The sequence below is a fragment of the Pseudomonas sp. LBUM1643 genome (assembly GCF_059716215.1).
Genome location: NZ_CP166813.1, coordinates 5,757,059 through 5,776,767, shown reverse-complemented (window position 1 = coordinate 5,776,767; position 19,709 = coordinate 5,757,059). Strand labels below are relative to the sequence as shown.

At 60.0% G+C, this 19,709-nt stretch carries 15 protein-coding genes; 6 read left to right on the top strand and 9 right to left on the bottom strand.

The window, feature by feature from the left end:
• Positions 1-156: 156 nt before the first annotated feature.
• Positions 157-711, bottom strand: a complete 555-nt coding sequence (locus ACA063_RS26105) for a cysteine hydrolase family protein (RefSeq protein WP_497663910.1) — start codon at positions 709-711, stop codon at positions 157-159.
• Between the two features lie 101 nt (positions 712-812).
• Here ACA063_RS26105 and ACA063_RS26100 point away from each other — a divergent pair, with 101 nt between their 5' ends.
• From ACA063_RS26100 to ACA063_RS26090, 3 genes are all read left to right on the top strand, one after another.
• Positions 813-1,799: a GlxA family transcriptional regulator gene (locus tag ACA063_RS26100; protein WP_497663909.1), complete on the top strand. Its 987-nt coding sequence runs from the start codon at positions 813-815 to the stop codon at positions 1,797-1,799.
• A 129-nt stretch (positions 1,800-1,928) separates the two neighbouring features.
• Positions 1,929-3,038, top strand: coding sequence for a DUF3182 family protein (locus tag ACA063_RS26095; RefSeq protein ID WP_497663908.1), 1,110 nt, complete (start codon positions 1,929-1,931; stop codon positions 3,036-3,038).
• Positions 3,028-3,786 (top strand): alpha/beta hydrolase family protein, encoded by a 759-nt coding sequence (locus tag ACA063_RS26090; protein WP_162438852.1) that lies wholly within the window; start codon positions 3,028-3,030, stop codon positions 3,784-3,786. The genes ACA063_RS26095 and ACA063_RS26090 overlap by 11 nt, the downstream gene beginning before the upstream one ends.
• A gap of 56 nt (positions 3,787-3,842) precedes the next feature.
• Here ACA063_RS26090 and ACA063_RS26085 read toward each other — a convergent pair whose 3' ends face one another.
• The 4 genes from ACA063_RS26085 to ACA063_RS26070 are packed head-to-tail and all read right to left on the bottom strand — an operon-like array spanning position 3,843 to position 7,825.
• The gene (locus tag ACA063_RS26085; protein WP_497663907.1) at positions 3,843-4,832 is read right to left on the bottom strand and encodes a lysylphosphatidylglycerol synthase domain-containing protein; all 990 of its coding nucleotides are present in this window, start codon (positions 4,830-4,832) and stop codon (positions 3,843-3,845) included.
• Positions 4,819-6,111, bottom strand: coding sequence for a cardiolipin synthase ClsB (gene clsB / locus ACA063_RS26080; RefSeq protein ID WP_497663906.1), 1,293 nt, complete (start codon positions 6,109-6,111; stop codon positions 4,819-4,821). Before clsB ends, ACA063_RS26085 begins: the two co-directional genes overlap by 14 nt.
• Positions 6,108-6,902 carry an endonuclease/exonuclease/phosphatase family protein gene (locus tag ACA063_RS26075; protein WP_497663905.1) on the bottom strand — a complete coding sequence of 265 codons (795 nt, stop codon included), beginning with the start codon at positions 6,900-6,902 and terminating at the stop codon, positions 6,108-6,110. The genes clsB and ACA063_RS26075 overlap by 4 nt, the downstream gene beginning before the upstream one ends.
• Positions 6,899-7,825 carry a DUF72 domain-containing protein gene (locus ACA063_RS26070; protein WP_497663904.1) on the bottom strand — a complete coding sequence of 309 codons (927 nt, stop codon included), beginning with the start codon at positions 7,823-7,825 and terminating at the stop codon, positions 6,899-6,901. The genes ACA063_RS26075 and ACA063_RS26070 overlap by 4 nt, the downstream gene beginning before the upstream one ends.
• Positions 7,826-8,197: 372 nt before the next feature.
• On the opposite strand from ACA063_RS26070, the gene ACA063_RS26065 reads away from it, so the two are divergent.
• Positions 8,198-10,318, top strand: a complete 2,121-nt coding sequence (locus ACA063_RS26065) for a mechanosensitive ion channel family protein (RefSeq protein ID WP_497663903.1) — start codon at positions 8,198-8,200, stop codon at positions 10,316-10,318.
• Between the two features lie 135 nt (positions 10,319-10,453).
• Here the strand turns inward: ACA063_RS26065 and ACA063_RS26060 are convergent, their stop codons facing one another.
• Complete coding sequence (locus ACA063_RS26060) at positions 10,454-14,758, bottom strand: DEAD/DEAH box helicase (protein ID WP_497663902.1); 4,305 nt, start codon at positions 14,756-14,758, stop codon at positions 10,454-10,456.
• A 307-nt stretch (positions 14,759-15,065) separates the two neighbouring features.
• Here ACA063_RS26060 and ACA063_RS26055 point away from each other — a divergent pair, with 307 nt between their 5' ends.
• The gene (locus ACA063_RS26055) at positions 15,066-15,950 is read left to right on the top strand and encodes a sugar nucleotide-binding protein (protein WP_497663901.1); all 885 of its coding nucleotides are present in this window, start codon (positions 15,066-15,068) and stop codon (positions 15,948-15,950) included.
• The gene (gene pgnE / locus ACA063_RS26050) at positions 15,943-16,872 is read left to right on the top strand and encodes a UDP-N-acetylglucosamine epimerase PgnE (RefSeq protein WP_497663900.1); all 930 of its coding nucleotides are present in this window, start codon (positions 15,943-15,945) and stop codon (positions 16,870-16,872) included. Before ACA063_RS26055 ends, pgnE begins: the two co-directional genes overlap by 8 nt.
• Before the next feature lie 111 nt (positions 16,873-16,983).
• Here pgnE and ACA063_RS26045 read toward each other — a convergent pair whose 3' ends face one another.
• From ACA063_RS26045 to ACA063_RS26035, 3 genes are all read right to left on the bottom strand, one after another.
• On the bottom strand, positions 16,984-17,682 hold the full coding sequence (locus ACA063_RS26045) for an OmpW/AlkL family protein (RefSeq protein WP_162438861.1): 699 nt from the start codon (positions 17,680-17,682) through the stop codon (positions 16,984-16,986).
• A gap of 220 nt (positions 17,683-17,902) precedes the next feature.
• Positions 17,903-18,421 (bottom strand): DUF3299 domain-containing protein, encoded by a 519-nt coding sequence (locus ACA063_RS26040; RefSeq protein WP_162438862.1) that lies wholly within the window; start codon positions 18,419-18,421, stop codon positions 17,903-17,905.
• Positions 18,422-18,443: 22 nt separating this feature from the next.
• A complete protein-coding gene (locus ACA063_RS26035; RefSeq protein ID WP_497663899.1) occupies positions 18,444-19,709 on the bottom strand; it encodes an ABC transporter permease in 1,266 nt (421 codons plus the stop codon).

Sequence of the window (19,709 nt, the reverse complement as noted above, 5' to 3'; positions counted from 1 at the left end):
GTTACCAGAATAGCGGGCTAGTCGATTTGGCCGCCATTATCCGGCATTTCAACGGTAAGTCTCGCGGGCGTCTGACGATATGTCCCCTCCGGGCCGTTTTAATGAGCCGCGGAAGGGCACGTCGAGCTTTCGGACTTCGATGCGGACGTTGCGATTTTAGTGGCTGGCAGCCAGGAATTCGTCAGTCGAGATCACGCTCGCATAGGCAAAGCCCAAAGCTGACATGAACGCGGCGTGAACGTGGGCTGCCGGAACCGTCAGGCCGTTGAACTCCAGGTCACGACTGGCACAGGCGTCATGGATCACGGTGACGGTGTAGCCCATATCGGCGGCGGCGCGAGTGATGCCGTCGACACACATGTGGCTCATGCTGCCAACGACCACCAGTTCCTTGATGTCTTGCTCGTCAAGGATCGTCTTCAACTCGGTTTCGCGAAACGAATTGACGAAGTGCTTGAGCACGACGGGCTCATCCGTGCGGTTGAGGACTTTGGGATGAAGCTTTGCGCCCTCTGATTCCGGGGTGAAGAAAGGTGCTTCGTCGGAAGTGAATTCATGGCGGATATGCACCACCGAATCACCCACATCGCGAAAGGCTTTTAAAAGACGTACGGCGTTATCGGCAGCGGCATCGGCGCCCACCAATGGCCACTTGCCTTGGGGGAAGTAGTCGTTTTGGATATCGACTACGATGAGTGCTTGCTTGGCCATGACTGTTTCCTCGAAGTGTGTAGTGGGTGTGAATGAAGTATTGGCCCTGGCAGGCCGCCCGAGGATTGGCCGCACCGACAATAGAAGGGGGAAAACTGACAATGGATGCACAAAGGGCTGTTGCGCAATTGGGCGTACTGATTTATCCCGGTGCGCAAATGGCGGCGGTGCATGGTTTGACGGACTTGTTCGGGGTGGCCAACCGTATTGCCGCCGAGCATCAGGCTACGCGCTTGCCGCTGCTGCGGGTCAGCCATTGGCAGGTCAATGGCGAACAAGCGCCTGAGTGCGTTTATGACAGCCATCCCGCACCAGACGAGGCACTGGTGGCTGTGCTGATTCCGCCGTCGATTGCCGGCTTCTCCGAGGGGCAGGCCCCGCACGCTTTGATTCAATGGCTGCGGCAGCACCATGCGAACGGCGCCACCCTCGGCGGCGTCTGCGTCGGTTCGATCCTGCTGGCCGAAAGTGGCCTGCTCGACGGACGCAGTGCCACTACCCACTGGACGTCAGCCAAAACCTTCGCCGAGCGGTATCCGGCGATCAAGCTCAAGGCCGACACTCCCATTGTCGATGATGGCGACCTGATCACCACCGCCGGGCTGATGGCATGGTCCGAGCTGGGGTTACGCCTGGTGGACCGTCTGCTCGGCCCAAGTATCGCTACCGGAACTGCGCGGTTCCTGGTGGTCGAGCACAGTGACAGCGCAAGCGAATGCGGCAGTAACTTCTCACCTATTCTCAATCACGGCGACGCATCGATTCTGAAGGTTCAGCACTGGCTGCAAAGCACGGGTGCGACCGAGGTATCACTGACCGCAATGGCCGAGCGGGCAGGGCTGGAAGAGCGCACTTTTCTACGTCGTTTTCGCGCGGCAACCGGCCTCAAACCCACCGAGTATTGCCAGCATCTGCGGGTCGGCAAGGCGCGGGAAATGCTTGAATTCACCAATGGCACCATCGATCACATCGCCTGGACCGTCGGCTATCAAGACCCCAGTGCATTCAGGGCGACCTTCAAGAAAATCACCGGGCTGGCGCCGAGTGATTACCGCAACCGATTTGGCGTCGGTGCCGGTCAGAGTTGAACGCTCAAGGGTGCAAAATGTCGGAGTGATTAACCGGCGGATTCAGTAACGGTTTCCAGCAGGCGGTGCCTGGTTCGATCCCGGCACCGGCCCTGCCACATTCACCCAGCGCAGATTGAAGGGGGATGCATGACCCCAACGAATCGCAAGAAACTGGTCGTTGCTCACTCGGTTCGCGCCGAGGCGCCTTTGCACGAAGTGGAAACCAACCGTGCACTGGCTCGATGGCTGGCACAGATCCTCGGGCTCAAATTCGGTGGCAGCTACGACGTCGACGCGCACAGCGGCCGCGACCTATACCTTTTGCCCACCCAGACATTGGTCGGCGCCGCTGCCGCCCGTCAGCTGGGCGTGAAAGGTCCTGAGGATCTGTGGGGCGGGTACGTCGATCACGATTTCATCTGCACCAAAGCCATCAGTCATGGCTTGCTCAACCGCCACGCTTGCGCGCCTGAAGGCTGGTCGCCGTTGTTTTCCGAACGGGTGCGCAGCGTTGTGCTCGACGGTCTCAGCGTGTTTTCCCTGGAAGATGCCCGGCCTGCGGCGGAGCACCTGCTGTACAACGGCCCGATCCGGCTCAAACCGGTTCACGCTTGCGCCGGGCGTGGGCAGGAAGTCGTCGAGAGCCTTGATCAGTTCGATGCCATCCTCGCCCGACCCGATGCCAGGACGTTGTTTGTCGAAGGCGTCGTGCTGGAGCAGGACCTGCAAAATGTCATCACCCATAGCGTCGGCCAGAGCTTCATCGGCGACAGGGTTCTGAGTTACTGCGGCGATCAATACTTGACCGAAGACGGCCATGGCGAGCAGGTTTATGGAGGCTCGAACCTGTTGGTTGTGCAGGGGTATTACGACGATTTGCTCGAATTGCCATTGGCTGACGACGTGCAACTGGCCATCCGCCAGGCCCAGGTGTTCGACAGCGCGGCTGACGAAGCTTATCCCGGTTTTTATGCATCGCGGCGCAACTACGACATCGCCCAGGGACTGGACAGCAACGGCCAGAGTCGCAGCGGGGTGCTCGAACAATCCTGGCGCATGGGCGGCGCCAGCAGCGCCGAGGTGGCGGCCTTGCAGAGTTTCGTCAACGATCCGGGTATGCGCGCGATTCGTGTCTCTTCGGTGGAAACCTACATCGATCAACCGCTGCCGGCAGACGCCATCGAGGTGTACCGCGGGCCGGCCGAAAACAGTGACTTTCTTCTCAAGTACGTGACGGTTAAATCCTATGACGGCTAGAAGCGAAACCATTCAAATCGACATCGACGATGAACAGATGGTCGGGACTTTCCTGAGTCCCAAATCCAAAGTCCCAGGGGTTCTTTTCGTACACGGATGGGGCGGCAGTCAGGAGCGCGATCTGGAGCGCGCCAAAGGCATCGCCGGTCTGGGTTGCGTGTGCCTGACGTTCGACTTGCGTGGCCACACCGGTGGCAGCGGCATCCCGCTGACGCGCGTCACGCGTGAAGATAATCTGCGCGATTTGCTCGCCGCCTACGATCGGCTGCTTGCGCATCCGGCGCTCGACACGTCCGCCATCGCAGTGGTGGGCACCAGCTACGGCGGTTATCTTGCCTCGATTCTGACGTCTCTACGCCCGGTCCGCTGGCTGGCGCTGCGGGTGCCTGCGCTGTATCGGGATGAACAATGGCACACGCCCAAGCGTGAACTGGACAAGACGGATTTGCGCGATTACCGCAGCACGCTGATCCGTGCCGACAGCAATCGTGCATTGCATGCATGCTCGCAATTTACCGGCGACGTGTTGCTGGTCGAATCAGAGACGGACGACTACGTACCCCACGCCACCATCATGAGTTACCGCGCCGCTTGCCAGCAGACGCACTCCCTGACTCATCGAATCATCGACGGTGCCGATCACGCCTTGAGCGAGCCTGTTTCACAACAGGCCTACACCTCGATTCTGGTGGACTGGATCACCGAAATGGTCGTGGGCGAGCGGTTGAGCATTATTCAATCGAAATGAGCAGTGCCTGGAAGGGGCTCGCCACACGCCAGCCCGTCCTCATCAAAGGGATGTGTTCAATCCCTGGGCTTCTTCGAAATCCGCAACGACTTGGCTTTGGCCTCCACCACCAGGTACATCACCAACGTAATCAACAGCGGCAAGATGAAGTAAATCGCCCGATACGCCAGCAACCCGGCCACCAGACTTCCGCGTGAAGCCTCATGTTGCAGCAGCGCGACAAACACCGCCTCCAACACGCCCAGCCCTGCTGGAATGTGCGTAATCACCCCGGCAATGGCGCTGATCAACAGCACGCCCAGCACCAGCGGATAATCCAGCTTGCTCGGCAGCAGCGTGAAAATCACCGCCGCCATCAACGACCAGTTCAACGCGCCCAACGCCAATTGCAGAATCGCCATGCGCAACGACGGCAGGTTGATTTCCACGCCACGAATTGCCCACTCGCGACGCTTGGAAAACCGACACGCCGCCAGATAACCCGCGCTCACCAGCAACAACAACACGCCCACGCCTTGCAGCGCATCGCTGCTGAGTTTCCAGCCCGGCGGCATGCGCACCAGCCCACTGCTGAAGACCACGCCGGCAATCAACATGTAGCCGAACCAGTTGGTCGCCAGACTCAGGCCGAGGATTTTCGCGATGTTGGATTTGCTCACTCCCAGTCGTGAATACAGCCGATAGCGCATGGCGATTCCACCCACCCAGGCGCTCAGGTTGAGGTTGAAGGCGTAGCTGATGATCCCGACCGGGAGGATCTGCTTCCAGGTCAGGTCCTGGCGGATGTACGTGCGACCGATCAGGTCAAAACAGGCGTAGACCAGAAAACTCAACAGCGTCAGCCCCGAGGCGATAATCAAGGTGCGTACCTTGAAATCGGCCAGGGTCTCGAACACTTCATTCCATTCGATACGCCGCGCTAGCATCGTGAACAGCACGATCAGCGCCAGAAAAAACAGCATCGTCAACGGGCGCTTCCAGCGACTCCAGCGAGATTTCCCCGGGCTTTCGGCATGCTGCGCCGGTTGGGCTTCAGCGCGGCTCATGGTGTTTGCTCCCGGTTGGATGAGTGAACAGTTTCAGGCGTGGTTTATGCGCGGGAAGCCAGCCGGCCCACGCCGGGAAGTGTCGCAAGAAGTGGAAAACCAGAAAGCCCACGGTCATGTGCCAGACGCGACCGCGTGGGGATTTATCGGCTGACATGGCCTTGCAGTGATTGTTGCTGAGGTCTTCGAGACGTTCGAACAGTTCGCGGTTGAAGGCGCGGTCACGAATCAACACGTTGGCTTCCAGATTCATCGACAGGCTCAACGGGTCGAGATTACTCGATCCGACCGTGCTCCAGTCCTCATCCACCAACGCCACTTTGCCGTGCAGTGGGCGCTCGCAATATTCGTGAATCTGCACACCGGATTTGAGCAAATAGTCATAGGTCATGCGCGCGGCGAGCTTGGCCACCATCATGTCCGGCTGACCTTGCAAAATGAGCCGTACTTCTACGCCACGACGGGCAGCGTTACGGATCTCACGCAGCAGTCGATAACCGGGAAAGAAGTAAGCGTTGGCGATGACCACGCGGCGCTGGGCACTGCGCAGCACTTGCCGGTAGACCTCTTCGATATCGGTTTGATGATCGCCATTGTCGCGATACACCAGCCGGACCTGACCATCATGGTCGCTGAACGCGAGCTCTGAGCGCCGTTGACGTCGCCGTTGCCACCAGTACTTGGCGCGAGCCGGGCGGCCGCTTTGCAGCAATGCAAAATGATGAATATCGGCCACAGCCGGGCCCTGCACTTCAACCGAATAATCCTGTTTGGCCTCTGGGCCAAAGTCGGCCAGATGGTCACCGGAAAAGTTGATCCCGCCAATGAACGCGACCGTGCCATCGACCACCACAATTTTGCGATGAAGCCGACGGAACCAGTTGGTGCGTATGCCCAGGTGCTTGGGGGCCGGGTCGAACATCTGGATGCGCACACCGGCTTCGCTGAGTGCAGTGAGGTAACCGGTCGTCAGCTCTCCACAGCCAAAACCATCGAAGCTGGCGGTGACACGCACCCCGCGTTTTGCCGCCTCGATCAGCACTTCCTGCAGCTCGTTGCCCACCTTGTCCTCAAACACAATAAAGGTTTCCAGGAGAATCTCAGTCTTGGCCTCACGCATGGCCTCGAAGACCCTCGGGAAATACGCTTCACCATTTTCCAGCAATACAACCCGATTATTCCCTTGCCAGCCGTATTCGACGTCGACCGCTGCGGGCTCGCGAACAGGAGGCTCGGAAATGTGTTCCACGGTGCTTTTCTCCATCGACGGGACGCTCATAGCTCAATCTCCACCGATAGCGGTGCGTGGTCGGAAAGGTGAGACCAGGGTCGCGCAGCCAACACTTGCGGACGGCTGGCCTTGAGGTTTCGCACGTAAATGCGGTCCAGGCGTAGCATCGGCAGTCGTGCCGGGAAACTACGCGCAGGTTTGCCGTGGTGCTGCGCGAATACCTCGCGCAAGCCGCAGGGTTCAAGCAGGGCATCAGCACGTTGGCGCCAGTCGTTGAAGTCGCCGGCGACGATGACGGGCGCATCACTTGGCAACTCCGCGAGGCGGCGCGCGAGCAATTCGAGTTGCTCGGTTCGGTGGGTTTCACGCAAGCCCAAATGGACGCAGATCGCATGAACTTCCGGCCCGTCACCCGGCAGGCGCAGTACGCAATGCAGGATGCCGCGGTTTTCATGACCACTGATGGACACGTCGAGGTTGTCATGGCGGATGATCTGGAATTTCGACAGCAGCGCGTTGCCGTGATCGCCGGCCGGGTACACCGCGTTGCGGCCATAGGCGAACTGCGGCCAGAGGGTGTCGGCGAGGAACTCATATTGCGGCATCGACGGCCAGTTGTCGTAGCGCTGAGGATGGTGTTCGTGGGTGCCATGGACTTCCTGCAGAAACACCACGTCGGCCGACACGCTGCGCACCGCTTCGCGTAATTCCGGCAGGATGAATCGCCGGTTAAGCGCGGTGAACCCCTTGTGTGTATTAACCGTCAGCACCGTGAAACGGCGCACGGCAGTGTGGGTTTGAAGTTGCTCGGGAGCATCGGGCTGTTCGGAAATGCTCATGGCAGCACTCCTTCGGCCGCTGGCTCTCCGGGTTTCGTGGCCAGGCTGTCATCGAGATGAAAGCGCTCCAGCAGACGTCGCGCATCAAAAGGCGCGCGGACCTTGATGTCATTGTCGAAATAGCAGAACACCTCGCGGGACTTACGTGCCTGGGGTTTTTGCCGCGGTGCAATCAGCTGCGGATCCGTGGGTTGCTTCCCGTGATTCCAGGCATCAATCCGATCGCCCCAGCGTTTCAACGCCTCGGTCGTGTAACCGCTGGCATACAGTTCTTCGGCCCCATGCAGGCGCAGGTAAACAAAATCGCTGGTGAGGTCTTCGCGGTACGGCCATTTACCCGCCGTGTCGGCAATGACCAAAGCGACGTTGTAGCGCTTGAGCAGGCGGACAAAAGCGGGGTCGATGAAGGTGTCGTTCCTGATTTCCACGGCGTGGCGCAGGGGCTTTTTTTTGTAAGCCTTCACGCTGGCATGACCATGCAGGTGCGAATCATGTTGGCGGGCGAGGGCGGCGGCCTGCTGGGTGTTGTGCGGAAGTTGTTCCAGGAAACTCTCGAACAGTTCGGCGTCGAATTTGAAGTTGGGCGGAAACTGCCAAAGGATCGGTCCCAGTTTTTCCTTGAGCTCCAGCACCCCGGAAGCGAAGAAATTCGCCAAGGGTTTGTGCACATCCCGCAGGCGCTTGATGTGGGTGATAAACCGTGGGGCTTTGACGCTGAAGACAAAATCAGCCGGCGTTTCGGCATACCACTCGGCGTAACGCTCAGGCCGTTGCAGGGCGTAAAACGATCCATTGATTTCGATGCTGTTGACCGCCCTCGACGCAAATTGCAATTCACGTTTCTGGGTCAAGCCCTTTGGGTAGAAATCCCCGCGCCAGGGCACGTAACGCCAACCTGAAATACCGATGTGAATCGCCGCCATGTCGCCTCCCGTCTAATGGTCCTCGGTTGCCTCTGTCTTTTGATGACTGCACAGAACGGGATAAAGTTTCGACGGGGCTACGGATGGTATCCGCAGGCGATGCACGGCCTTTGATGTATCGACTGGCGATACGCGGCCTTTGATTGCGTAGGAGCTGCCGCAGGCTGCGATCTTTTGATTTTCGATCGTAAAGATCAAAGATCGCAGCCTGCGGCAGCTCCTACAGGGGTTAAGTCTGGCGACGATTCGTGTTGAACCTCATCCAGTTGCGCTTACCGGACCCGCAAGGGTGGGTTTCTATCAGCTATAACCGAACTTGCTGACCATTTTTCGATCAGTTCCTAACTGATGCGTTTTAAGGAGCCTTGCGTTTTGCTCAAATTCAAAACCGCGATACTGCTGGGAGCGTTGCTGATCCTGGGCAGCAACGAACTGGAAGCCGCCACGCTACCGGGTGTTCCCGCTGCCAGTGAAGAGTCGGCCAAGCCTGAGCCACTGGTGCAAGGCGGGCTGCTTGGGGCCATCAGTTCCAGCATCGACGACGTGCAGGAAAAACTCGATCTCAACGAAAATTTGGTGGACGCCTGGCGTCTGCGAGCCGACAGGGCTGCGGATGAAGTCGACAAGCTGGTGAATCAGCCGTCGGCTCGCTCGCCCATGAGTGTCGTTGGCGATTTCCTGCTGCTGTCCGGCATCTGGCTCGGGCTCTTTGCCTTGCTGACGGTGCTGGGCGGTCTTCTGGCCAAGCGCCTGAACCAGGGACGCTGGCTGCGAACCCGCCAGCGCAGCCAGGCCCTGCTCAACTATGTGCTGCCTTACACGCTGCCGGCGGTCATCTGTCTGCCGGTAACGCTCTATGCCAGTCATTTCCTGCAAGCCTCGGTAGGTCGCGCGCTGGCGATGTGTTTTGCCTACGCTACCAGCAGCGGTATTTTTTCGACTTCGATGCTGCTGTGCGTGATCGTCATGTTCAACACCGGGCACAAGCGCCCAGCGGTGCAGATCATTCGTGACTATTGCCCCAGACCGCTGTTCCTGATCGGCTTCCTCGCCGCGCTGAGCGATGCGTTGACCAGCCCGCAGATCGCCCGGCAACTGGGCGGCAATATCACCAGCAGCGTTGCGGTATTCACCGGGCTTTTTGCCTCGATCATCTTTGGTTTATTGGTGATTCGTCTGCGCCGCCCGGTGGCGCACCTGATCCGTAACCGACCGTTGGTTCAGCGCCTCAAACAGCCTTCGATGCAAGAGTCCCTGCGGATCTTTTCCGGGCTCTGGTACTGGCCGATTCTGCTGATGGTGATGGTTTCAGCGATCAACCTGATCGGCGTCGGCGAGGACAATCAGAAAGCCCTGCGTTGTGCCTTGTTCACCACCATTTTGCTGATCGGAACGGTATTTCTCAGCACGATTTTCCAGCACCTGTTCAAGTCCAGAAAAGCCGAGGCGCTTCAGCGCAGCAGCGCGTACAAGGAACGTTTTCTCAGCCTGCTGCATGCCCTTCTGAGGATCGTCATGGCCGTGGCGTTCATCGAAATCCTCGGACGAATCTGGGGCGTGTCGCTGTTCGAATTTGCCGTGAGCAACTCGATAGGGCGGGCGATCAGCGATTCGCTGAGTCGCATCGGTTTGATCTTCCTGGTGACATGGCTGTTCTGGGTGGTGCTCGACACCGCCATTCAGGAAGCACTGAAACCCCCGGTCAACAAGCGTTCGGCCCGCCAGCCCAGCACTCGGGTGAAAACTATCCTGCCACTGCTGCGCAACGCGATGAAAATCATCCTGGTGGTGATTTGCGCAATCACCACCATGGCCAACCTGGGGATCAACGTCGCGCCATTGCTGGCGGGTGCGGGGGTGGTCGGTCTGGCCATCGGTTTTGGCTCGCAGCAACTGGTGCAGGACGTGATCACCGGTCTGTTTATCATCATCGAAGACACGCTATCGATTGGCGACTGGGTGGTGCTCGACTCCGGCCACGCGGGCACTGTCGAAGGCCTGACCATCCGGACCTTGCGTCTGCGTGACGGCAAGGGCTTTGTGCACTCGGTGCCGTTTGGCCAGATCAAGGCGGTGACCAACCAGTCGCGGCAATTTGCCTACGCGTTTTTCTCGGTGCAGTTCACCTATGACACGGATGTCGATAAAGCCATTGAACTGATTCGTGAAGCGGGGGATTCGATTCGCGAAGACGCGTTCCTCAAATACAACCTGCAAGGTCCGCTGGACGTGTTCGGCGTCGACAAGATGGACCTCAACGGCGTGGTGCTCACGGCGCAATTCCGCACCGTCTCGGGCGGGCAATATGCAGTGAGCCGGGCGTTCAATCAGCGTTTGAAAAAGCTTGTGGATAACAGCCCGTGGGTGCACTTCGCGCAGACTTATCCACAGCAGGTTCTGCTGCCCGAACGGAAGGTGGAAGAGTCTGAGGATGCGGGACAGAAGCCAGAGCATGGGTCGGTGTTGCTGCCGGATCAGCCGCGTAGTCAGTAACTATATTATTGATTTTGCTGGCCCAATCGCGAGCAGGCTCACTCCCACAGGATATTTGTCCGACCATAGTTTTGTGAGCGACACAATTCCACTGTGGGAGCGAGCCTGCTCGCGATGAGGCAAGCCCCGACACCATCATCGCTGGATCAGCTTGCTCCGCACCTCAGCCCCGACCTCCTGATCCAGCTCCCCCCAAACCTGCGGTTTCCCCGCAATCACCGCCGCCACCGGCACCCCATCCCGATACACCAACCGATTGCTCGCCAACCCTGGCACCTTCGCCCCAGGCAAAAGCGTGCCGGCAAGGTTGAGTGGATCGACCCCGCACACCGCTACCAGACTCCCGTCATGGGGCCGCCGCCTTACTTCGCGCAACAACGCAATGGCCTCAGGCAACGCAAACTGCTCACCCGCCAGACCACTGACAAACCGGCCGCCGCGAATCTCGCCACGGGCTTCCAGCCGATGAAAGGTGCGCAGCAATTCCCGCCAGCTGGGCAACCAGTCCGCCTCGCGCTCCAGCAAGCGCCAGAACACCACGCCGTAACGTCGAAGCAGGGTCATGGCGATGTGTTCCAGCGTATCGGCGGGGGTGGGCGCCGGACGTTTGTTATCCACAACCGGGGCGGCGGGACCGCGTCGCAACAACGCCCAGCGACCGGCATCGTCCATTCCACCGATAAACGCGCCGCGACCACGACGGCTGGTGCGGGCCTGACGTTTGCTGGCCGGAGTGATCAGCGCGCGCAGCCCGGCAAAACTGTCGGCGTTCACCAGCCCGGCGCCCACCAGTTCCTGCAAGGCGATTTCCAGTTCCGAGCGCAGCAGATGCGCCTCGTGAATCAGCTCATCAAAAAACAAGGCACCCTGCAGGCTGAGAGTCTCATGAACCTTTTGGGTTTTGAGTGACAGGTCGCTCACCGGAGTCTGTTCGGTCAAGCTGCTCCACAACCCGACCTGACTGCGTGGCAGCAACAGGATGGGTGTGCTGCGCAGGGCCGTGGTGGCGCTTTTGTTGCGCGCGGTCAGCCGTGTCCAGACAAGTTTGCCGCTGCGGCACAGATCATCCAGCCAGCTGGCGGAGTAGCCTTTGATGCGCGCTGGCAAAATGTCGCTGTCCCAGGCGGATGCAGCGGCAGGGTAGCCTTCGAATTGCGCGACGATTGCCGGCAATACCGCGCTGCCCTGGCCTTGAGTCGCCGCTGACAGGTGCTGCCAGTCGAACAGAAAACGCATGAAATCCTGCAAAGCCACCGGCTCGATTTCCCGGCGCAAGCGCTTGACCGTGTAGCGATGAATCCGCGCGAGCAGATGCCGCTCGCACCATTCATCCTCCGTGGTGCCCGGCGTGAACTGGCCGCGCAGCACATACCCTTCACGCTCCAGTTGAGCCAGGGCCTGAGTGACTTGAATGGCGGGTAATCGAAGCGGGTCGGCGATCGCTCGCAACGGCAGCGGACCAAACGCGCTGAGCCGTGCGCGGATCACTTCCAGCACGGCTTCGTCCGCGTCCCAGACTTCATCGAATCCTGGTAGCGCCTCAAGGGGTGGATGCAACTTCGACTGTGGATAAATCGACCGCAGGCAGGTCAGCCGCTCCAGAGCAAACCACAGTGATTCATTGATACGGCTGGCGCGACCGCTCTCGGCCAAGGCGTTCAGCCAACCGGGCCAATGGATATTGGCCTGCGCCTCGGTTTCGGTGATGCACGCCAGACTCATCAGCGCTTCATGCATTTCATCGAGGCTGGTGGGCGCCGGCCAGGCTTCTTCGCGCACCGCCTGGATCGCCTCGACATCGAGTGCGCCGAGGTCGTCGGTGGACTGGGGATCGGTCCAGCGGCGGTTGAGCACGGCTTGGGTGCGACGCTCTTCCAGTGGAGCATCGTCGAGAAAGGTGTAGGGGCGGGCGCTGAGGATTTCTGCCGCCAGTGGCGACGGCGCCGGCAGGTCGCGGCTGATCAAACGCACCTCGCCACGCTCCATGCGTCGCAGCAGGTTCAGCCAGCCTTCGCTGTCCATCGCCTCGTGCAGGCAATCGTCCAGGGTTTGTTCCACCAGCGGATGCTCGGGCACTTCGCGTGCGCCAGCCAGGTTCTCCACGCAAGCAATCTGATCGGGAAACACGCTGGCGATCAGGTCATCACTTTTGATCCGCTGGATCTGCGGCGCGACTTTCCGGCCACCGGTGTAACGGGGCAGCGCCAGTGCAACACTGGCGTTCCAGCGCCAGCGCACGCCGAACAACGGGGCGTCGAGCACCGCCTGAATCAACAGATGCTCCGCGCTGTTGCTGTGCAGGTAGCGCCACACATCATCGAGTTCAAAACTGTGGCTGGTGGACAGCGACAACACGATGGCATCTTCGCTCGCAGCGGCCTGCAATTCGAAGTTGAACGTGCGGCAGAAACGCTTGCGCAGAGCCAGGCCCCAGGCACGGTTGATGCGACTGCCGAACGGCGTGTGGATGATCAGTTGCGTGCCACCGGATTCATCGAAGAACCGCTCCATCAGCAGGGTATCCTGGGACGGCAAGGCACCCAGGGTTAGTCGCGCGCGGGCCAGGTAATCCACCAACTGTTCGGCGCTGTCGAGGTTCAAGCCGAGGGTGTCGATCAGCCAGTCGAGGGCCGGTTGCAAGTCGCCCGGTGTGGCGCTGAGCAAGTCATCGAGTTGCGCTTGCAGTCGGGCCACGGCGAATGACAATTCGGCACTGCGCCCCGGGGCTTCACCGAGCCAGAATGGAATGGTCGGCGGCATGCCCTGGGCGTCTTCGACGCGCACTTTACCGCTATCGACCCGCAGGATTCGATAAGACGTATTGCCCAACTGGAAGACGTCGCCGGCGATGCTCTCCACCGCGAAGTCTTCGTTGACGCTGCCGATGTTCAGCCCCTGGGGTTCCAGCAGCACGCTGTAGTCAGCGTTGTCGGGAATGGTCCCGCCGCTGGTCACGGCTGTCAGCTTGCTGCCACGGCGACCACGCAGTGTGCGGGTCACGGCGTCGCGATGCAGGTAAGCGCTGCGGATGCCCTGACTGCCGTTGTAACCCTCAGCGAGCATTTGCAGCAGTGCCTGGTAATGTTTTTCGTCGAGTTCAGCGTAGGGCGAGGCTTTGCGGAACATGTCCAGCAGTGCCTGTTCTGGCCATTCCTGGCAACTGACCTCGGCGATGATCTGTTGGGCCAGCACGTCTAGCGGCGCCTTGGGAATCTGCAAGGTGTCGAGCTCACCGCGACGTACACAGTCGAGCAGGGCGGTGCATTCGATCAGGTCGTCGCGCGTGGTCGCGAACAACCGGCCTTTTGGCGTGCCACCGACCTGGTGACCGGAGCGCCCGACCCTTTGCAGAAAACCGGCTATAGAGCGCGGCGAGGCGATCTGGCACACCAGGTCGACGTCACCGATATCGATCCCCAATTCCAGCGATGCCGTGGCGATCAGCACTTGCAGTTCGCCGCGCTTGAGCCGTTGCTCTGCATCCAGACGAAACTCCTTGGCCAGGCTGCCGTGGTGAGCGGCCACCGCGTCTTTACCCAGGCGTTCGCTCAGGTGTCGGCTGACGCGCTCGGCCAGGCGCCGGGTGTTGACGAAGATCAGTGTGGTGCGGTGTTCTCGGGCCAGAACGGCGAGGCGGTCGTAGACCAGTTCCCAGACGTCGTTGGCCATGACCGCCGACAGCGGCACTGGCGGCACTTCGATGCCCAGATCTCGTGTACGGGCGTGTCCGATGTCGATGATTTCGCATTGGCGATCCCGGCCAACCAGATAGCGCGACACGGCTTCGATGGGTTTTTGCGTGGCGGACAAGCCGATGCGTGTCAGAGGGGTGGCGCACAGCGCCTGCAACCGCTCAAGACTGAGCGCTAAATGACTGCCGCGTTTGCTGGCGGCGATGGCATGGATTTCATCGACGATCACCGTGCGTGCGGTACTGAGCATTTTTCTGCCCGAGTCGGAACCGAGCAGCACGTACAAGGATTCCGGCGTCGTCACCAGAATGTGTGGCGCTGTCTTGCGCATTGACGTGCGTTCTTTTTGCGGCGTATCGCCGGTGCGCACGGCGGTGTTGATGCGCAAGGGTGGCAAGCCCATGGCGCGCAATTGTTCGGTGATGCCGGCCAGCGGATTTTGCAGGTTGATCTGGATGTCGTTGGACAGTGCTTTCAGCGGCGATATGTAGACCACCAGGGTTTCATCGGGCAGCCCGCCTTCAGTCTCCAGACCTCGGTGGACCAGATCGTCGATCACGGCTAGAAACGCCGTGAGGGTTTTACCGGAACCGGTGGGCGCGGCAATCAAGGTCGAGCGGCGCTGACGAATCAACGGCCAAGCCCGTGCCTGGGCGGCGGTGACCGTCGGGAACGTATTGCGAAACCAGGCGCTGACGGCAGGGTGAAAGCCTGCCAGAGCGCCGTCCGGGGGAATGGGCAGATTCATGGGTAATTTATGCGGGTGGGGTCGTGAAGATGCAAGTACCGCTCGGGATGTGTGTTGATTTTGAGGGCCACATCGCGAGCAGGCTCGCTCCCACATGGATCAGGGCGCACACAAAATCCCTTGTAGGAGTGAGCCTGCTCGCGATGAGGCCAGCTCAGGCACCAAAAACCCTGTGTATCTACACTTTACGGATGACGGTTGCGCACTAAACCCGCAAAATGCAACGATTCCGGCAACTATCAACGACATCGCCTACGGGCACTGTCGATACAGCCATCGTTCCAATCAGACTGGGCCTGCTGACTCTATGCGAATGCGCCTTATGTTACTGGGCGGCGGAAATGCCCTTGGGCAGGCGCTGATTCGCCTCGGTGCGGAGGAAGATATCGGCTTCCTCGCCCCCCGCCCACCGCAAGACGGCTGGGATGCCGCGAGCTTGACGCAACTGCTCGACGACACCCGTCCGGACGCGCTGATCAATCTCGCCTATTACTTCGACTGGTTTCAGGCGGAGACGGTCAGCGAACAGCGTCTGGCCGGGCAGGAACGCGCGATCGAGCGTCTGGCCGAACTGTGTCAGCACCACAACATCGTGCTGGTGCAACCATCGAGCTATCGCGTATTCGATGGCTCCCGGGCGACCGCCTACAGCGAAAAAGATGAACCCGTACCCTTGGGCCTGCGCGGTCAGGCCTTGTGGCGCATCGAACAAAGCGTCCGTGCCACGTGCCCGCAGCACGTGCTGCTGCGTTTCGGCTGGCTGCTCGATGACAGCCCCGATGGCGCACTGGGACGTTTCCTCGCTCGGGCGGAAAAGCCCGAAGAGCTGTTGATGGCCGACGACCGCCGGGGCAACCCGACGCCGGTCGATGATGCGGCCCGTGTGATTATTTCGGTGCTCAAGCAACTCGATTGTGCAGCGCCGCTGTGGGGCACCTATCATTACGCCGGGCATGAGGCGACCACGCCGCTGGCATTGGGGCAGGCTATCCTCACCGAAGCCCGTAACCTGCATCCGCTGGCTATCGAAGCACCGACCGCCCAGGCTCACGCTGCGCGCCCGGATGCTGGCGAAGAACCGCAACACGCGGTGCTGGCTTGCAAGAAAATTCTGCACACGTTCGGGATCAAACCACGCGCCTGGCGTGCGGCGCTCCCGGGTTTACTGGATAGGTTCTATCGCCATGGCTGACGGCCCAGTTTTGATCACCGGCGGTGCCGGTTTCATCGGTTCGCACTTGACCGACGCATTGCTTGCCAAGGGGCATTCGGTGCGCATTCTCGATGACTTGTCCACCGGCAAACGCAGCAACCTGCCGCTGGACAATCCCAAGGTCGAATTGATCCTGGGCGACGTCGCCGACGCCGATCTGGTGGCCAGGGCGATGGCCGGATGCAGCGCGGTGGCGCACCTGGCGGCGGTCGCTTCGGTACAGGCGTCGGTCGATGATCCGGTAAAAACCCATCAAAGCAACTTCATCGGTTCGCTCAACGTCTGCGAAGCCATGCGGCAGGCGGGCGTCAAACGCGTGTTGTTTGCCTCCAGTGCAGCGGTCTATGGCAACAACGGTGAGGGCGAGTCGATCGACGAAGACACGCCAAAAGCACCGCTGACGCCGTACGCTTCGGACAAGTTGGCGAGCGAGCACTATTTCGATTTTTACCGCCGCCAGCATGGACTGGAACCGGTGGTCTTCCGCTTCTTCAACATCTTCGGACCGCGTCAGGATCCCTCCTCGCCGTACTCCGGGGTCATCAGTATTTTCAGCGAACGTGCGCAGAAAGGTCTGCCGATCACCGTGTTTGGAGATGGCGAGCAGACCCGGGATTTTGTTTACGTCGAAGATCTGGTCGACTTGCTGGTGCAAGCCATCGAGAAACCGCAGGTTGAAGTGGGCGCCGTCAATGTCGGCTGGAATCAGGCCACCACGCTCAAGCAGATGCTTGAGGCACTTGAAGCGGTGGTGGGAGAGTTGCCGCCAGTGAGCTACGGCCCGGCGCGCTCCGGTGACATTCGTCATTCGCGAGCGAATAACCGCCGTTTGCTGGAGCGCTTTACCTATCCAGAGCAGACACCCATGAGCGTCGGGCTGGCGCGGTTGTTGGGGCGCTGATTGTCCCGACCAAAAAAAGGCGCCTTTCGAGGCGCCTTTTTTTTGCGATGAGTCCGGTCCGCTGTGGCGAGGGAGCAAGCTCCCTCGCCACAAAAGCAGTTCACGTCTGTATTAAAACTTGTAACCCAGGCCAACCATGTACACGAACGGGTCCACATCCACGTTGACCTTGGCCCGGGTGCCCGGCGCCACAGCGTTGTTTTCCACAGTCGCAGTCGTGTCGATATCGATGTAACGCGCCTGGGCGTTGAGCATGATGTTGTCGGTGATCATGTAGTCGGCACCGATCTGGAACGCCATGCCCCAGGAGTTTTCCGCCTTGAAGTTGCTGAAGCCGTTGGCGCTGGCTTCGCTGCCGACGTGCTCGTCGTAGATCCAGGTGTAGTTGATACCGGCACCGACGTAAGGCTGGAACGCGGACTTATGGTCCAGCGGGTAGTACACGATGCTCAAGGTGGGCGGCAGGTGTTTCAGGGTGCCGAGTTTGCCGTTGGCCGCGCCCAGGGCGGTGCCTTTGAGCTTCACGTCATGTTCGAACGGCGAGGCTGCGAGCAACTCGATGCCCCAGTTGTTGTTGAGCATGTAAGCGAAGTTCAAACCCAGCTGCGTGTCGCTGCTCATAGTGGCCTTGCCACCCAGATCGGCACCTGCCAACGGGCCTTGGTCGACCTTGACGCTGGAGCTGTCAGCTTTCGGGTTAACGGTGATCGCACCGGCACGAACGATGATGTCACCCGCTTCGTGGGCGTAGGCGAGCGGGGCTGCGAGCGCGAGGGCAAACAGCGAAGCGCTGAGCAAGGACTTGTGCATGGGGGCTCCAAAGGACGTTAAAAGTTTTCGATGTCCAATGGTAAGGCGGCTAACAATCCGGTCTTTTGATACAGCTCAATGAAACGCTGATAGTCGAGCTTTTTGTGCAACTTTGAGGGACCCATCGCGGGCAAGCCCGCTCCCACAGTGATCACCTGAATCCTGTGGGAGCGGGCTTGCCCGCGATGGCAATTGACCAGACAACACAAGACCACCGGATTCACTCCGGCAATTCATACACATAAATCTTGTCCGCCTCCATCTGATACCCCGCATCCGCCAATTCGCTGGTGGAGGCTTTGACCTGCAACGCCCCCTCGATCCAGTACGGTTGGTACAGCTCATCCAGCTTCACGCCCACCTCGCTTTTCACATGCACGATCTGGTTCGACGGCGGTGGCGGGACGTGGATGCACGCGCCGAAATACGGCACCAGCAAAAACTCGGTGGTGCGCCCGTCTTCATTGACTTCCAGTGGCACGATATAGCCGGGCAGTCGGATGCTCTGACCGTCGAGACCTTTCACCACCGGCGCATTGGGCATGTCCTGTTTCGCCGCTGGTGCCGATTCGGCGGACAGCGCGTTGCTCATCTGCGATAGGTCATGCAGCGGCGTCATGTTGGGGACTTCAGGCGCGGCGTCCGGCGGGATCATTTCCGACCAGGTCAGGTCTTTCGGCTCGGCCGCCCACAGGGGCAGGGCGACCAGCATCAACAGCGCAAGCAGAGCGCGGGGCATATTCAGTCTCTTCATGGAGCCTTCATAATCGGATCGACAGGCCATCGGCCAGAGATTGGCGATACGCACGCCAGGCCGGCACGCTGCCCATCAACAACGCGGCGATCAGAATGCCACCGAGTAGCGTCCATTCATATTCACTCGGCCACGCCATTGGCAGAAACAAACCGTAATTTGCCTGCACGTAACCCTGGGCTGCAGCGATGCAGACATACAGCAGCGCCACGCCGGCAATCACTCCGGACAAGGCGAGAGCAAACGCCTCCAGCACCAGCAACGATGCGATATGCCACGGCCGAGCGCCCACCGAACGCAAGATGGCCATTTCCCGACGGCGCTCGTTGAGGCTGGTGAGAATCGCCGTGAGCATCCCGATCAAGCCAGTCAGCACCACGAACAGCGACACCACGAACAAGGCTTTTTCCGCCGTGCTCATCAGGCTCCATAATTCCTGCAGCGCGACGCCGGGCAGGATGGCGAGCATCGGTTCACCACGGAACTCGTTGATCTCCCGTTGCACGGCGAAGGTCGAAATCTTGCTGTTGAGACCCAGCATGAACGCCGTGATCGCTTGCGGCGTGAGGTCCATGTTGCGCGCCTGATCGGCACTGATCCGGCCTTTGCCCTGGGCCGGCACACCGTTGTGCCAATCGACGTGAATCGCTTCCATGCCGCCGAGGCTGATGTGCAACGTGCGGTCAACCGGGGTGCCCGTGCGTTTGAGAATGCCGACGACGGTGAAGGGCTTGTCGTCATGTTTTACCAGGCTGATCACCGCCACACCGTGGGCCAGCACCAGTTTGTCACCGAGCTTGTAGTGCAGCGCATCCGCCACTTCGGCGCCGAGTACCACCTCGAAAGGGTCGGTGGCGAACGCACGGCCATCGGCCAATTCCAGATGCTGTTGGCGACCGTATTGATAATGTTCGAAGTACGCCTCGGTGGTGCCCATCACTCGATAGCCGCGGTGAGAATCGCCCAGCGACATCGGGATGGCCCACTTCACTTTCGGGTTGTTGGCGAAGTGCTCGAAGCTGTCCCAACGGATGTTGTTGGTTGCATTGCCAATGCGAAACACCGAATACAGCAACAGGTTCACCGAACCCGAGCGTGCGCCGACGATCAGGTCGGTACCGCTGATGGTGCTGGCAAAACTGGCCTTGGCCTCGGTACGAACGCGTTCGACGGCCAGCAACAGACACACCGACAGGGCGATGGCGAAAGCGGTGAGGATGGCGGTGAAACGGCGGTTAGCCAGGCTGGCCATGGCCAGACGAAACAAATACAT